Here is a 13628-nt window from a genome sequence, read left to right as displayed (position 1 = left end):
GCGTGCAGGGACAGGTGAACCTCCAGGTCGTGGTCAGCGGCGGGCGGGAGCCGGGGTGGTGCTGGTGCTCCAGCGCGGCACGCTGGTCGTGGTGAGCACCGGCCGGGGCCGGGCTGCCGTGCGGCGGTGCACATCGAGCGGAGTGGGCGCCGGCGGCGGGGGCGCGACGATCGGCGTGAGCTGGATGTGCGGGAGCAGGGAGGAGAGGATCCCTTCCTGCCAGCGAGGAACGGGTGCGGGGTCGGCCAGGGCGGTGGTGATCGCGGTGACCAGGTGGACCGGGGTGCCGGTGGAGGCGGTGGCGTACCAGCGGGGTCCCTTGGGGCCGCCCCACATGTACCAGCGTGCCTCCAGGGTGGTGAGCTCCTTGGTCTCGTCGAGCCGACCGGTGACGTACTCCAGACCGGCCAGGCCGTCGGCGCTCTGGAGTTCCATCACGCCCCAACGGGGGTGCTGGAGTTCCCAACCTCCCTTCAGGAGCGGGGCAACGGCGTCGAACCGGTCGCGCGGCTCCTTGTCGAGGTAGGCGTCGGGGCCCTGGGTGTACGCGGCGGCGAGGGCGGTGGTGAAGGCGGTGACCAGCTCCGTGGGAGTCATGTCGTTGAAGCAGACGCCCCAGGCGGGAGCGGCGAAGGGGTCGCGGTAGGCCGTGATGCGCCACAGGCCGTCATCGTCGCCTTCGGGGAGGAAGCCGAGTCGGACCTTGCGGTCCGGGGAGGCGACGTACAGGTTGCCGACGTCGTCGTGGTGACGGTCCCAGCCGAGTTCGAACAGGGGTTGGAGGGCTGGGTCTCCGGTCCAGGCGCTGCCGGCCAGGTAGCGGGGGGTGACGTAGACGTCGCCCTCGATCGGGTCAGGTGCGGTGTCGGTCAAAGAGCAGTCCAGGGGCAGGGGTGGGCGGCGGCTATGCGGTCGGCGTGACGGTGATTGTGATGTGGTCGCGGGCGGCCTGGATGCGGGCTTCGGCCTGGTCGGCGTCGGGGGCGGTGACGACGAGGAGGCCGAGGCGGGCGACATCGACGTCGCCCTCCGGCGGCAGGGTCACCTGTTCGCCTGGGGAGAGGATCCAGCTGGTCTGCTCCAGCCAGTCGGTGGCCTTCGTGAACTCCGGGTCGATGCCGCGCTCGACGATGGTGCCGGAGACCTCGGGGTAAAGGAGGGCGACGGCCGCAGCCTGCTGCCGGGTGGGGGTGAGGTCGGGCCGGAGGCCGAGGGCGAGGTCGGCGGCGGCGCGCGGCAGGTCGATGCCGGTGGCGAGCAGGACGAGCTTGCCGATCAGGTCGCCGCCGATCCGGCCGTTCACTTCGATGATCCGCGGGCCCGTGGCCGTGAGGCGCATCTCCACGTGCTGGATGCCTGTGGTGATCCCGAGGGCGGCGATGGCTGCCTGGGCGATGGGTCCGACGCGGCGGAGCAGGGGGTCGGCCCCGTCCACGGTGTGGCCGACTTCCTCGAAGTACGGAGCGAACGCGAGCTGCTTGCGGGTGACGGCGACCGGGGTGGTGACTCCGTGGTGGGTGACGCATTCGACGGATATCTCTTCGCCGTCGAGGTACTCCTCGACCAGGACGTCGGTGGACTCGCCGCCCCACAGGCTCGCTCCTTCGGTCGCGAACTCGAAGCCGGCGGGGAGTTCTTCGGCGCGGTCGACGCGGATGACGCCGACGCTGCCGGCCTGCCCGGACGGCTTGACGACGACGGGGTAGCCAATGAACTCGGCAGCGAGGGCTGCCTCCAGGAGGTTGGCGGCCTTCATCGACCGGGCGGACGGAACCCGGTGGAGGTCAAAGAGCTCGCGGCTGAGGGACTTGTCGCGGCATCCGTGGAGAACGTCCGGGCCGTCGGTGGTCACCTGCAGATGCTGGGCGAGGGCCGCGGTGTTGACCAGGAGCATCTCGTTCCAGGTGAGCACGGCGGAGATGGGCTGCCGGGCGGCCAGCGCCTCCCCCGCGGCCAGCAGCGACTCGATGTCATACGGGTCGGTGACCTCATGGTCGACGACGAGAGACTTCTCCCAGGTGAGGGCGGCCGGGGTGATGACGACGGTGTCGTAGGCGGCGGCGACGGATTCGAGGCAGTAGCCGCGGTAAAGCTCGTCGTTGGGCGCGACGACCAGGACAACGGGGCGGGCCGGGACAGTACGGAGGTTCTCGGGCGGGGTCAAGGGTCAGGGGGCCTTTCGGAACGGACGGGAGCGGGGAGCGATCGGGGCGGGGAAGTTCAGCGGCGCATGCCGGGGCTCTGGGCGGAGGCCGCAGTGCGGGGCGCAGGTGCTATCGCTGCGGGTGGGGGTTGCCTGCGGGGCAGGGGCTGGGGGAAGGCCGTCTCCTTGGCCAGGAGCGCGAGCGGTTCCAGCTGGTCTGCTGCCTGGCCCAGTGCGTCCTGGACTTCGAAGGGGAGCGGTCCCTCGTAGAGGGTGGGGCCGGTGGTGCCCGCCCAGTGGGATACGGCGCGGAGCAGGTGGTGGACGTCGGCGACGAGGCCGTCCTGGGCCAGCAGGTTCTGGGCCAGGACGGTGGTCTCGGCGGTGGGCAGGGTGTCGAAGCGGTCGGTGAGCAGGCGTACGAGGCTTCCTGCTGCGGCTGCTTGGTCCGCGTGGAGCGAGGAGATGGCCGAAGAGCTCGGGGGCATGGGTCTCTCTGGTCGGGTGAGCGGAGTGGGGCGTTCAGGTCCGCTTGTGTGCGGGAGAGCGGCCGTGGCGCATGGCGGGTTCGCGGCGCAGGCGCCAGAACGCGGACAGGAGGCCGATGGCCTGGAGGGCGGCGCAGCCGGTCAGGACGTGTCCGAGTGCCGCTGCGGGCGTGACGGCGACGAGGATTCCGGCGAGCGGGAACGGGGCGAGCATGATCAGGATGGTGATGCTGAGGGTGGCGCCGAAAACCGCTTCGGGGATGAGGTGGGAGCGAAGAGTGCGCAGCACGACGGTCATGCCGCCTTCGCCTGCCATCAGTACGGCGGTCAGGACGAGGAGCTGGTTGTACGTGCCGGCCTGGGAGACGGCGAGGCCGGCCAAGGCTGCGACCACCGCGCTGGCGGCCCCGGTGGGCCACAGGCCGACGCGGTCGATGACGAAGCGGCAGCAGGCGACCACGACGAGGGAGACTGCGGCGGCGGCCGACCAGATCACGCCGACGGCGGCGCTGGAGTAGCCCAGGTGCTGCACGACGATGATCGGGGCGGCGGCCTGGAGCATGCCGGTGGCCAGGTTGGAGACGGTGAGTCCGGCGATCAGCCATGCGAGGGCCGGCAGCGAGGCGAGGGTTGACCATCCGGTGCTCAGTCCGGTGAGCGCGGATGCGGCAGCGGGGACCAGACGGGTCTCGCGGTGCCAGGGGGCGAGGGCGGCGCCCAGGAGGGAACAGGCGGCGATGGTGATCAGGGTGCCGGTGACGCCAGCCCAGGCCAGGAGGAATCCGGCGGCTGCGGGCCCGGCGAGGGTGGCGGTCTGGTCGATGCCCAGGAGGGCCGACTGCACCCGGTGGGCCCGCTCCCCCGCGTCCTTGCTGGCCGCCGCCCCGGCCGTCTCGGCCGCGATGTAGGAGAACTCGGTGGCCACCCCGGTGATGGCCGCGAGCGCCATCACCGTGATCGTCGCTCCGAGGCCACCGGCCTGGGTGGGCAGGATGACCGCCGCGGCCAAGACCACCAGAGCGCGCAGCACGGAAGCGATCCGGAAAACCCGCTTCGTGCCGTGCCGGTCGACCATCGTCCCGGCCAAAGAGAACGCAGCAAGGCGGGGAATCCACTCCAACGCGAACGCCAGCCCGGTGAGGGTGGCAGACCGGGTGGTGGCGAGCACGATCAGCGGGATGCCGTACGTGGTCATCGCAAACGCGCCAGCATCGGCAGTACGAGGGAGGTAGATGCGGCGCAGCAGGGAGAGCTGCGGGAGGAGGGCATGCCGTGGGCCGGCGATCACAAGATCGGTCATCGTCGCTTTCACGCAAGAAGACGCCCGCCGCGGCGAGCAGAACAGGAAGAGGTCAGCGGCGCGGCGTGCGCGCCTGCGGCGCGGCGTGCGCCGGATGCGTCGGGCCGAGGGCCGTCGACGGCCTGACCGAGGGGCTCGGCTCGGCTGCGGCGTGGCGGTAGACGGCCAGGTGCGTGTCGAGCTGGCGGAGCAGGTAGCCCCGCTTGATCGTCAGGTTGTCGACGCGGTCGCCGAGGAGGCCCTCGGTCCAGCGGTGGCCGACGGTGTCTTTGCCGGTCAGGGTCTTGGACAATTCCTTGATGGCACGGTCCGCTTCGTGGAGGAGCTGCCGCTGCACGGCATCAACTTCAAATGCCGTGTTCATCACGGCCGCAACCGTCTCCTTCATGTGGCCGCGTGCGTCCTGCATCACCGTGAAGGCCCAGGCATTGGGGTCCATGCCGACCGCACGGGCCACCTCGCTGGTCCCCAGCGCGGTCACGGCGCCCTCGTACCGTGCGCCGCTCACGCGGCAAGTTCCATCTCGTCCTGGGAGACGCCGGTCAGCTGGGCGATCAGGGTTGCCCCGTGGTCGCGGACCCAGGACGCGAGCACGGTCCGGGGCCCGTGGAGGGATTCGTAGTCCAACTCGAGTGCGTGCCCGTTCGAACCGGCCGTGGTGGACCCGAGGAGGGTGAGGGTGGCCTGGACTCGCGTGACGAAGTCGCTGACGTCGCTGGGGTGGTGGTGGGTTCGGGCCCAGCGGGCTGCCGTGTCGTAGACCTCGGCCAGAGCCTCTCCGGCCGGGGTCAGGACCAGGCTCGGGATTCCTCCGTCGGTGTAGGCCTTCAGCAGGCCCAGTGCACGCCCGACCGCGGAGGCCTGGCGCAGTTGCCAGCGGGAGAGGCCTGTGAGAGTCCGGCTCAGGAGGTGCCGTTCCAGGGTCCCGTTGTCGTCGATATCGCTGACGATCCGGATGAGGCCCGGGTGGGAGAGAGCGGCCGTAGTCGGTACCAGCGCCTTCGCGTGGGTGTCGGTGTTCATCGGGTGCGGCCTCCAGTCGTCGGCGCACCCGCAGGGCGGACCACGGTGGTGGTGTGGGAGAAGAAGAGATCGCCCGGCTTCCATGCCGGACGGGCCTGGGGCGTCGGAGCTGCTGGGATACGCGGCTGGGTGGTGACCCACAGGGCCGGGCGGTCCTGGGGCTGCACGGGCGGTGGTGCCCACACCGGGTGGTTCGCGGCCTCGGTCAGGGGGGCGCCGGCGGCCCAGGCGGACAGTGCCTGGTAGACGGGGGCCAGGTCCCGGCCGGCGGCCGTGAGTTCGACGCGGCCCTCGCGGTCCTTGGTGACGAGGAAGTCCTCGGCCAGGCGGTTGAGCGGGGCGTAGACGTTGGTCAGGTGCCTGTCGGGCATGGCGGTGGCGGCCAGGGCCTTGGCGTTGGATGTTCCGCGGACGCGCAGTGCCCACAGGATCGGGGTGGCCTGTCGCGGGGCGATCAGAGCGATGGTGTCCTCGATGTCCTGGGCGCGGGGCACCGCCTTGGGTACGCGGTGGCCGGTCGCCGGATCCAGCAGCGTCTCCTTCTCCAGGTGCTTGCCACCCCAGGCAGCGATCACGCCGAGGACCGGCAGCAGCTCGCGGCCTCGGACGGACAGGCCGTACAGCACGTCCTGGGGCTCGAACTCGGTGCGTTCAAGGAGTCCGGATTCGGTGAGCTTGCCGAGCCTGGGGTGGAGCTGGCCGTCGGGGAGCCAGGGCAGTGCGCTCTTGATCTCCCGGTAGCGCAGCGGCTTCTGGGACAGGGTCAGCAGCACCCAGACGTTCCACCGCGGGGCGAGCATCTGCAGGCTCTGGGTGACACGGGACAGGTCGGACGATATGGATTCGGGCAGGCCGGTGGTAGCCAAAGCGGGTGCTCCTGGAATGTGGGTATGAGGTTCAGCGGGCGCGGGAGGGCGGGGCGGCGGCCGGGACCGGGGCGGCGGGTGTGGTCTCCAGCGCGGGGGTGCGGTGCAGGCTCTGCAGGACTGCGGAGATGTGCCTGGCCTGGGTGTCGCGGACAGCGACGGCTTCACCGATGCGGCGGGCGCAGTCGAAGATGTGGCCGGCGTCGTGGCGTCCGACCTCGCGCTCGGGGTCGACCAGCTTCCGCAGCCGCTGGAGCTGGAAGCCGATGTCGGTTTCGGCGAACTCGATGGCACTGTTGGCGGCCAAGAGCGCGGACAGCATGTTCGGGTGGGTCGTGGAGCCAGCGTGCGCTTCAAGTTCGGCACGCGGGCGGCCGTACAGGGCCTCGATGTGCTCGGCGATCTGCCGGGAGGTGGTGTGGGTCAATCAGCGGCCTCTCGCGCTCTGCGCCGCCGGGCGCGCCCCGACAGGTGAGACTCCGGCGGCGGGTCGGGTGGTGGCCCATAGCTGGTCCAACTTCGGCGGTCCGTGGCGCGCGGTACCCGGCGGTGGCATGGCGCGAAGAAGTTCACGCAGGGCTGTGACGTACTGGGCGCGAGCGGAGAGGGCTGCGTCCATCCACTGCGAATCGAAGCGGAGCTCGGAGGCGGACAGCGTGCCCATGTCGGCGTCCGGGGCGGTGTACCGGTGGACGCGGTCCCGGACGCGGGCAACCTGCTCTTCGGCCAAGGCCAAGAATGAGCGCAGCTCCAGGGCGCGTTGCGCGGCGGGCGTGGCAGTACCGGCAGCCGCGGCGGCGTAGAGCTGCGCTACCGGAGTAGCGAAGACCTCTTCGAGGTGCGCGTCCTGGCTGGACGGCTTCGTGGGGGTGCTCATCGCACACCTCCCCTGACAGGTACGGCGGGCACTACGGCAGGCCGGGGTACGGGGGTGGTCGCGATGGCGGGCCCGGTGCGGGCTGCGCCGCGCCAAGGCCCTGGTGTGCGGTTGCCCGGGGCGTTGTCGTCGAGGAGGTGGCGGACGACCATGGCTCGGCCGTCGCGTACGGCGACCAGGGTGTTCACGCGGTCGGCGAGCGCCATCACCGGGTCTTCGAGCTCGCCGGCGGGAGCGCGGTCCAAGGCGGCGAGGAGGTGGTCCTCGGCGGCGGACAGGGCTCCTTGGGCTTCTTCGAGGAGCCCGTACCACCGGATCGTGGTCGTCGCCTCGGGGCTCGCCTGCGGGGCCGCCGTCACCGCGTGGCGCAGCTGCTGCAGAGGCATCTGGAAGCGGGATTCGATCTGCTGGGCGAAGGCGCCGAGCACGTCGTCGAGTTCTTCGGGCATGGCGAACTCCTCTCCAAAGGACATGGGGCGGCCAAGGCCGGAAGGGTGTCAGGGTGGCCCGGTCGTGCGTGGTGGGCTTGTTACAAGGGTCCGGAGAATCCCCGGTTTGGCTGACCGGGGATGTGCTGCTAACTTCCCGGGCCAGCGGCATCAGCGGGTTCGACCGGGGGCCTTCGGCGAGGTGCTCGGGAGGGCGGTCGGCACGGCGGTACGCACCGTGGACGGTGCGGGTGGCGGCAGCGGAGTGGAGCGGTCGTCCATCCAGCCGACGGCGGCTTCAAGGCTCTCGAACGCGCCTTCGCGCAGGGTGTGGGTGAAGGTTTCGAGGTCGGCTTGCTCCACCAGGACTCGGAACGGCTTCACCGCTCTTTCATCCAGGGCGCGCAGGAGCACGGTGGTCTCTGGCTTGCGCGAGGTGTCGTCGGTGTAGCTGTGGAGCAGCGCGTAGTGGTCTCCGTCGCCCATGAGCCGCTGTTGCAGGGCCACGGTGGTGGTGTCGGCGGCTGTCGTGCCCATGTTCGGCGGCAGGGCGATGGCCTCGGCGGGGCAGCCGCGCTTGATGAGCCAGGACTGGGCCATCGCCGCGAGCGGCAGCTCGGCGTGTTCGAAGCTGAACACCTGCGCCGCGTGGTCTCGTTCGATGCGCAGGGCGATGAGCTGGGGTTCGCCGGGGATGCCCCAGGTGACGGCGCCGTTGTGGATGACGTAGAAGCTGTGACGGCCATCGGGGCTGTGGTGGGTGGCCAGCGCGGTCATCGAGTCGTGGTCCGAGTCGAGGTGGTGCCAGAACGCCTCCTCGACGGCTTCGTTGACGGGCTCGAAGCCGTCGAGCCGGAAATCAGGCCGGTAGCTTTGCGGCATTCAACTCATTTCGGTGCCGAGTGGGGTGGGGTGGAGTGGTTCGTTCGGTCAGCGCGACCGCCCGGAGGTCGCTGGCCAGGAACCGACCCGGGGTGCGGGCGTTGGCGTCGCGGCGGAAGGGCGGCTGGTGCCGGTGAGCGTCGTGCGCCCGGTGTCCGTGAGGGAGATGGGCTGTCCGGCGTGGAAGGGGTGTGAGGTGTCACGGGCCACCAAGTGGGCTTCCTCCAGGCGCTGGTAGAGCGGATGGGCGACCCGTACGCCGGAGGCCGTGACGACGGACATCCGCCCGGTTTGTAGGTGCTGGTGGAGCCGCGCGCCCTGGCTGATGGCCAGGAGTGCAGCAAATTCGTGTGCGAGCAGGTCTTTGCCCTCCGCCGTGATGCGCACCGGTGCCGCGGCCTCCAGCGATTCGAGTCCGGCGAGTGCCTCGGCTTGCCGGGTATCGCGTATGGCGACGGCGTCCTTGAGCTGGGTCACGGTCCGGTCGATGCGCGCGAACAGATGCTGGTCGACTTGCAGTTCGCCCGAGGCCAGACGTTGGAGGAGGACCCGGTAGAAGGTCACATCGCGCTCCGCGTTCGAGAGGGCGCGGTGGGCTTCGGCGAGGCGGGTGAGCGGCCCGTCGAGCAGCCCGCGGTCGTGGTGCGCCCACAGGAGGTCGACGCTATATCCGATGGCTACCTCGACGCGGTGGTCAAGGCTGGTCAGGGCCTTCATCGGGGGTGTGGTGGACGGCAGGAGAGCCTCCTGGGCGTGCGGTGCGGGGAGGGATCGCGCCTGCCGCGGACAGCGACAGGCGGACGTCGAGGTGGGGGGCGTCCCGGGATGCGGTGACGTGGCCGAGCCGTCGGAGCAGACCGAGAATGGGCTGGTTCGACGCCTGCGTGTACACGGCCAGGGTGTGCGCACCGCGGGAGTGGGCGTGGGCGGCGGCGTGCCGGGCGAGGGCCAGGCCGATGCCTCGGCGCTGGTGGGCGTCGGCGACCTGCAGGCCGAGGTCGAAGACGCCCGGCTCTCGGCTAACCGGTCCCGCCGAAGCGAGGGCGACGACCTCGTTGGGTGCATGGAGGGCGATCCAGCAGCGGGAGTGGTCCAGCAGGCGCTCGATGTGGCGGCGGGTGATCCGCGTTCTACCCCATCGGCGGTGCAGGGCCTGCTCGGAGCAGGTGCGGTGGAATGTCTCGAGGAGCGGCCAGTCCGCCAGGGTCGCGGTCCGGACCAAGGTGGCGCCGGTGGAGTTCAGCAGCTGGTGCACCCGCCCGTGGCGGTCAGGAGGGCTTCGCGGCTGTAGGACTTGCGGCGCCGACCGTCCGGCAGGGTGATGTCGCGGGTCCGCATGCCGTACGGGGCCAGAAGCTGGGCGAGGCGGGCCTGGGTGAGATCGTTGTATCGCCAGTCCTTCCCGGCGACGCCGGGCAGGTCTCGAAGGGCATCGACGAGGTCGGCGGAGGCCACAGCGTACGGGTCGCCGAGCTGGGCGAACACTCCGAGGCAGGCTTCGAGCAGGCTGTCCGGCAGTTCCGGGTCCTGGCAGCACTCCTCGCCCTGTTCCAGACCGCACGGCGCGCAGGGCTCGGCGTCCTGCGCGCAGCAGCAGTCGGTGGACAGGAGCAGGGACAGCTCGTACCCGGCGACGAAGCGCTCGATCAGGGCATCGGCACATGCCTCCAGCTGCTGGGCGGTTCCCTTGCCGGCCTCGATCGCGGTGGCAATGTCGGTCAGCAGACGCCGGTCGCAGTTCTGGACATCGATGAAGGCGTCCAAAAGGGCCCGGTGCTGGGGGTTTGTCTCAGGCGGTGTGGCACCGGTGATGTTGGTGGCGAAGCTATCGATGAAATTGGGGAAGGGCATCAACGGGAGGGGCCTTTCGGGCTGAGGGGAAGGGCGGGCTGGGGAAGTCCGGGGACCACGTAGGGCTGGGGTCCGGGCTTGGGGATGGTGCGAGTGGTGCCGAGCTGGGGAGACCGGCCCCTGGCCGCATGGGTGAGGGCGTCGACCGGCCTGCGTTTGATCCCCAGGCGGGCGGCGGCGGTGCGGTAGACGTCGCTCTGTTCACGGGGCCTGACCGCGACGACGTGGATCTCGTTGTGGAACGCGGATCCTTCGGGGGCTCGGCGTGTGGTGTAGACGATGCGCCAGGCCGAGCGGGAGTCGACGTAGACCTTGCGGAGCCCGTCGAGTTCGTGGGTGAGTTTCCCGCCGAACAGGTTGGCGTTGACGACGTCCTGGAGCTTGACGAGCGCGAGGTCGCGGATGTCGCTGGGTGCCTGGAGGAGGTCGGTCAAGGCACGGGGGTCGAAGGTCAGTCCGAATGCGGGTTGGTCGTTGCCTCTCACGAAGCCGCCTCGAAGGCGTGGCCCGCTTCCACCTCGGCTGCGGAGGAAGCCGGGCGGGTGGATCGGCCGGGGCCTCGCAGCAGGCGGTGCGCGGGGCGGTCGGGGTCGGTCTGGCAGGCCGAGAGCGGTCCACCGGCCGAGCGGATGGCCGCCATCGCGTGGGTGAGGAAGTCCCGGTGCCACACGAACATGCCGCTGGGCCCGGCCTCGGGGTCCTTGTGCTGCTGGTAGGCCATCCACAGGGCGTGCAGCCAGGCCACGACGTCGAGGTGTTCCTGCCATTGTTCGCACCACGGCGCGGCGGTGGTGATCTCCGCGCCGTAGACCGGCATGAGGAAGTCCTCCACCCAGTCGGTCAGCGAGTCGAGTTCGTTCTCCCGTTCCTCGCCGTCCAGTTCCAGGATCGGCTTCGGGTCGGGCGGCAGCGCGGGGGCGGGCATGCCGGGAAGGCCCGGCATGGAGAAGCCGGCGAAGGGCATCGGGTCGGGTGCGGCGGCCAGGCTGTCGAGCTGCCTGGCCTGCTGGGCCGACTGGTCCAGGAGCTTGCGGACGCTGGCCTCGATGCTCTCCAGGTCGGCTTCGGGAACGCGGATCGGATCCATCGGCTGGCCGTCGGGGCCGTCTATGGGTTCGAGCACGAAAGGTCTCTCCTCGCAGCCGCATGCGGCACGTCGGAATTCGAAAGAGGGGCTGGAGTTCAACCATCCACACATTCCCCGGTTTGGCTGACCGGGGATCACGTGCTACAAAGCCCCCGCGCTGCGGGGACAGAAAGACGAGATATCGCCTCCTGCCCCCGCAGCGAGCCCGTGAGGGTCAGGCGGAAAGGACGAAGTCGTCCTGGGAATAGGTCTGCTGGAGGGCTTCGGTGAGCCGGTCGGAGGCGATCTCGGCGTAGTGCTTGGTCTTCTCGACGCCGATGAACTCCCGGCCCTCCAGCAGGGCTGCGACACCGGTCGAGCCGGATCCGGCGCAGAAGTCCAGGACGGTGCCGCCCGGCGGGCTGATCTTGACGAGCTCGCGCATCACCGAGACGGGCTTCTGCGTGATGTGCTGCCGCTTCCGGCCCGTCGGCTGCGAGCCGGAGTACAAGCCCGGGAGGTAGACCTCGTTGCGGGAGCCGTCCATGTCGCCGTTGGACCCCCAGACGATAAACTCACAATTTTGGGTAAATCGTCCCTTTTGCGGGCGGGCGGCGGGCTTATGCCAGGCCAGTACCCCGCGCCACGTCCAGCCGGCGGCCTGGATCGCGTCAGTGGTGATGGGCAGCTGGCGCCAGTCGGTGAACAGCAGGGCCGTGCCGCCGGGGCGGGTTGCCCGCTGGGCTTCGGTCATGATCTGCGTCAGCCAGAAGCCATAGGACCTCTGGTCCATGTTCTCGCCGGTGAAGTCCGGCAGGGCATGGCCGGCGTCCGCAGAGGTGTACTTCTGCCGGGCCGTGCGGCTCGTGCGCTCCTTCGCCGTCCGCCCGCCTGAGTTGTACGGCGGGTCGGTGATGACGGAGTCGACGCAGTTGTCCGGGAGGGTGGACAGGACGCTGAGGGCGTCGCCCTGGTGCAGGGAGAAAGGCAAAGAGGTACCCCAATATCGGTTCGGGAAGGCGAGGGTGAACTCCGGCTCGCCGCAACAAAACCGCCAGCCCGGATGTGGACACAGGTGTGCCATAGGGCCATAGGGCGGTCGTGCGGGGGGGAGTTCCAAAACTGTAGGGCACGATCCCCGGTTGACCACGGTCGCCGCGAAAACCCTTGAAATAGAGCCATGATCATCTTTTTCTTGGTCAACCGGGGATCCGCACTTACTGTTTTGGAACTGCCCGGTGCACACACCGCCGATGGCCGTATTCCCCCGTCACGCCCACACGGAGGCACCCCCTTGTCCCGGCACACCTGACCGCCCGGACGTCAACGCGAGCGGCAACTCGCAGCGACGCCCCGAGGCACAGCTCACCCATCACCCCGGCCTACCGCGCTCCTTCTCACATCTCCACGGCACCGCGCGGCCGGGGCTTCACACACTTCAAGGACACCGCTATGCCATTCCTGCGCCCTCCCCTGCCTGAAACCCGGCCGCCGGCCCTGACCGGCGAGCGCGGAGGTACTCCGGGTTGAAGGCCGTAGCCGCCGCCATCGGCGTCCTCTGCCTCTCCCCCCTCGTCCTCGCCACCACCGCCGCCATGGCCGCGGCCGGAAGCGGCGCCGCCTCCAGAAGCGCCGCCTGCACTCCCGGCGGCAGCAGCGTCGATGCCTCCGCGGTCGCCAAGCAGGTCGCGGCGATCCTCGGCGGCCAGGGCGGCGACAGCTCGATCCGCGTCGAGGGCCTGGAACTGCCCGCCGAGCAGATCCCCCACGCGAGAACGATCGTGGCCAGCGGCATCGCCCTGAAGGTGCCCGAGCGCGGGCAGGTCGTCGCGCTCGCCACCGCCATCCAGGAATCCCGGCTCCGCAACCTCAACTCCGGCGACCGCGACAGCCTCGGGCTGTTCCAGCAGCGGCCCAGCCAGGGCTGGGGCACCCCCGAGCAAATCCGCGACCCGGTCTACGCCTCCACGAAGTTCTACAAGGGGCTGCTGGAGGTCAAGGGGTGGCAGCAGATGACCATCACCCAGGCCGCCCAGGCCGTGCAGCTCTCCGGATTCCCGGACGCGTACGCGCAGTGGGAGCCGCTTGCCCGGGCCCTTCAGCAGGCCATCGTCAAGACGCTGCCGAACGGCGGTGCGGGCCAGCCCGGCCAGGAACCCGGAACCGCTCCGGGCGGCGCCGGCGGCTGCAAGCCGGGCGAGGACGGAGCCGGCTGGGGGTCCATCCCCGAAGGGACCGTCCCCGCCGGATACAAGATCCCCGCTGATGCCTCGCCGAAGGCCCGTACCGCGATCGACTGGGCGATGCACCAGCTCGGCACCCTCTACCAGTGGGGCGGCACCTGCACCGCTCCGCGCGGCCCCGACCCCATGGGCCGCTGCGACTGCTCCAGCCTCATGCAGCAGGCCTACGCCAAAGCCGGAATCCAGCTCACCCGCACCACGTACACGCAGGTCAAGGAGGGTGACGCCGTGCCGGCGAACACCCTGAAGCCCGGTGACCTGCTCTTCACCCGCGGCACCGCCGCCGTCCCCGAGCACGTCGGCATGTACATCGGCGCCGGCCTGGTGATCAACGCACCGCGCACAACGAAACCGGTGCGGATCGAGAAGGTCGGCGACTGGCAGATCCTCGCCGTCCGCCGCATCCCCGCGCTCAACAGCTAGGCCGCCGCCCGCCGATGCGGGCCCGCATCGGGCCCTCT

The 13628-nt window shown here is 70.3% G+C and carries 18 protein-coding genes; 1 reads left to right on the top strand and 17 read right to left on the bottom strand.

All coding sequences use genetic code 11. From position 1 onward, the window contains the following. Positions 1 to 33 precede the first annotated feature (33 nt). From AB0C82_RS25690 to AB0C82_RS25610, 17 genes are all read right to left on the bottom strand, one after another. Positions 34 to 873 (bottom strand): DUF317 domain-containing protein, encoded by an 840-nt coding sequence (locus tag AB0C82_RS25690; RefSeq protein ID WP_362846143.1) that lies wholly within the window; start codon positions 871 to 873, stop codon positions 34 to 36. Between the two features lie 31 nt (positions 874 to 904). After that, positions 905 to 2164: an ATP-grasp domain-containing protein gene (locus tag AB0C82_RS25685; protein WP_362846141.1), complete on the bottom strand. Its 1260-nt coding sequence runs from the start codon at positions 2162 to 2164 to the stop codon at positions 905 to 907. 56 nt (positions 2165 to 2220) lie between these two features. Then, positions 2221 to 2631 (bottom strand): hypothetical protein, encoded by a 411-nt coding sequence (locus tag AB0C82_RS25680; protein WP_362846139.1) that lies wholly within the window; start codon positions 2629 to 2631, stop codon positions 2221 to 2223. A gap of 34 nt (positions 2632 to 2665) precedes the next feature. Beyond that, complete coding sequence (locus AB0C82_RS25675) at positions 2666 to 3931, bottom strand: MFS transporter (protein WP_362846137.1); 1266 nt, start codon at positions 3929 to 3931, stop codon at positions 2666 to 2668. A 52-nt stretch (positions 3932 to 3983) separates the two neighbouring features. Then, a complete protein-coding gene (locus AB0C82_RS25670; protein ID WP_362846135.1) occupies positions 3984 to 4412 on the bottom strand; it encodes a hypothetical protein in 429 nt (142 codons plus the stop codon). 23 nt (positions 4413 to 4435) lie between these two features. Beyond that, on the bottom strand, positions 4436 to 4954 hold the full coding sequence (locus AB0C82_RS25665) for a hypothetical protein (RefSeq protein WP_362846133.1): 519 nt from the start codon (positions 4952 to 4954) through the stop codon (positions 4436 to 4438). Further along, positions 4951 to 5820, bottom strand: a complete 870-nt coding sequence (locus AB0C82_RS25660) for a winged helix-turn-helix transcriptional regulator (protein WP_362846131.1) — start codon at positions 5818 to 5820, stop codon at positions 4951 to 4953. Before AB0C82_RS25660 ends, AB0C82_RS25665 begins: the two co-directional genes overlap by 4 nt. Before the next feature lie 31 nt (positions 5821 to 5851). Then, positions 5852 to 6247 carry a hypothetical protein gene (locus tag AB0C82_RS25655; protein WP_328971540.1) on the bottom strand — a complete coding sequence of 132 codons (396 nt, stop codon included), beginning with the start codon at positions 6245 to 6247 and terminating at the stop codon, positions 5852 to 5854. After that, positions 6248 to 6697 carry a hypothetical protein gene (locus AB0C82_RS25650; RefSeq protein WP_328971539.1) on the bottom strand — a complete coding sequence of 150 codons (450 nt, stop codon included), beginning with the start codon at positions 6695 to 6697 and terminating at the stop codon, positions 6248 to 6250. It abuts the gene before it with no gap. Continuing rightward, on the bottom strand, positions 6694 to 7146 hold the full coding sequence (locus AB0C82_RS25645) for a hypothetical protein (RefSeq protein WP_341622089.1): 453 nt from the start codon (positions 7144 to 7146) through the stop codon (positions 6694 to 6696). The genes AB0C82_RS25650 and AB0C82_RS25645 overlap by 4 nt, the downstream gene beginning before the upstream one ends. Positions 7147 to 7296: 150 nt before the next feature. Further along, positions 7297 to 8007, bottom strand: a complete 711-nt coding sequence (locus AB0C82_RS25640; RefSeq protein WP_362846128.1) for a hypothetical protein — start codon at positions 8005 to 8007, stop codon at positions 7297 to 7299. A gap of 48 nt (positions 8008 to 8055) precedes the next feature. Further along, on the bottom strand, positions 8056 to 8724 hold the full coding sequence (locus AB0C82_RS25635; protein WP_362846126.1) for a hypothetical protein: 669 nt from the start codon (positions 8722 to 8724) through the stop codon (positions 8056 to 8058). Then, on the bottom strand, positions 8702 to 9262 hold the full coding sequence (locus tag AB0C82_RS25630) for a GNAT family N-acetyltransferase (protein WP_362846124.1): 561 nt from the start codon (positions 9260 to 9262) through the stop codon (positions 8702 to 8704). The genes AB0C82_RS25635 and AB0C82_RS25630 overlap by 23 nt, the downstream gene beginning before the upstream one ends. After that, the gene (locus AB0C82_RS25625) at positions 9247 to 9858 is read right to left on the bottom strand and encodes a DUF3631 domain-containing protein (protein WP_362846122.1); all 612 of its coding nucleotides are present in this window, start codon (positions 9856 to 9858) and stop codon (positions 9247 to 9249) included. Before AB0C82_RS25625 ends, AB0C82_RS25630 begins: the two co-directional genes overlap by 16 nt. After that, positions 9858 to 10343: a hypothetical protein gene (locus AB0C82_RS25620; protein ID WP_362846120.1), complete on the bottom strand. Its 486-nt coding sequence runs from the start codon at positions 10341 to 10343 to the stop codon at positions 9858 to 9860. The genes AB0C82_RS25625 and AB0C82_RS25620 overlap by 1 nt, the downstream gene beginning before the upstream one ends. Beyond that, positions 10340 to 10945 (bottom strand): DUF4913 domain-containing protein, encoded by a 606-nt coding sequence (locus AB0C82_RS25615; RefSeq protein ID WP_328973227.1) that lies wholly within the window; start codon positions 10943 to 10945, stop codon positions 10340 to 10342. Before AB0C82_RS25615 ends, AB0C82_RS25620 begins: the two co-directional genes overlap by 4 nt. 214 nt (positions 10946 to 11159) lie before the next feature. After that, a complete protein-coding gene (locus tag AB0C82_RS25610; protein WP_362846118.1) occupies positions 11160 to 11915 on the bottom strand; it encodes a site-specific DNA-methyltransferase in 756 nt (251 codons plus the stop codon). Between the two features lie 535 nt (positions 11916 to 12450). Here AB0C82_RS25610 and AB0C82_RS25605 point away from each other — a divergent pair. Continuing rightward, positions 12451 to 13590: a C40 family peptidase gene (locus AB0C82_RS25605; RefSeq protein ID WP_362846116.1), complete on the top strand. Its 1140-nt coding sequence runs from the start codon at positions 12451 to 12453 to the stop codon at positions 13588 to 13590. The last annotated feature ends 38 nt before the right edge of the window (positions 13591 to 13628 follow it).

This window comes from Streptomyces sp. NPDC048560 (assembly GCF_040650955.1).
Taxonomy (GTDB): Bacteria; Actinomycetota; Actinomycetes; order Streptomycetales; family Streptomycetaceae; genus Streptomyces.
This window is presented reverse-complemented; position numbering and strand designations above follow the sequence as displayed.

Coding starts and splice junctions, on each gene's coding strand:
- AB0C82_RS25680 (WP_362846139.1), bottom strand. CDS start 2,631: ATGCCCCCGAGCTCTTCGGCCATCTCCTCGCTCCACGCGGACCAAGCA.
- AB0C82_RS25675 (WP_362846137.1), bottom strand. CDS start 3,931: ATGACCGATCTTGTGATCGCCGGCCCACGGCATGCCCTCCTCCCGCAG.
- AB0C82_RS25665 (WP_362846133.1), bottom strand. CDS start 4,954: ATGAACACCGACACCCACGCGAAGGCGCTGGTACCGACTACGGCCGCT.
- AB0C82_RS25650 (WP_328971539.1), bottom strand. CDS start 6,697: ATGAGCACCCCCACGAAGCCGTCCAGCCAGGACGCGCACCTCGAAGAG.
- AB0C82_RS25645 (WP_341622089.1), bottom strand. CDS start 7,146: ATGCCCGAAGAACTCGACGACGTGCTCGGCGCCTTCGCCCAGCAGATC.
- AB0C82_RS25640 (WP_362846128.1), bottom strand. CDS start 8,007: ATGCCGCAAAGCTACCGGCCTGATTTCCGGCTCGACGGCTTCGAGCCC.
- AB0C82_RS25635 (WP_362846126.1), bottom strand. CDS start 8,724: ATGAAGGCCCTGACCAGCCTTGACCACCGCGTCGAGGTAGCCATCGGA.
- AB0C82_RS25625 (WP_362846122.1), bottom strand. CDS start 9,858: ATGCCCTTCCCCAATTTCATCGATAGCTTCGCCACCAACATCACCGGT.
- AB0C82_RS25615 (WP_328973227.1), bottom strand. CDS start 10,945: ATGGATCCGATCCGCGTTCCCGAAGCCGACCTGGAGAGCATCGAGGCC.